The following is a 201-nucleotide window of genomic DNA, read 5'->3' on the forward strand; positions in this document are numbered from 1 at the left end:
AGCAGCGACCACACCATGACCATCCAGCCTGCCCGACACAGGCCCTGTCCGGCGAGCAAACGCGCAGGTCACCGCTCACCCGGACGGACCGTGGACCACCCAACAAGCCCGGAACCTCCTCATGGACCTCGGCAACCGGGCGGCCGACTTCCAGTTCCTGGTCCGTGACCGGGCCGGACAGTTCACCGCCTCCTTCGCTCA

The 201-nt window shown here is 67.7% G+C and carries 1 pseudogene; it reads left to right on the top strand.

Annotated elements, in window-relative coordinates:
• Positions 1 to 67: 67 nt before the first annotated feature.
• A pseudogene (locus tag FMEAI12_RS40315) lies at positions 68 to 201 on the top strand (transposase); the annotation flags it as partial.

Origin of the sequence: Parafrankia sp. Ea1.12 (assembly GCF_900465275.1) — a bacterium.
GTDB lineage: Bacteria > Actinomycetota > Actinomycetes > Frankiales > Frankiaceae > Parafrankia > Parafrankia soli.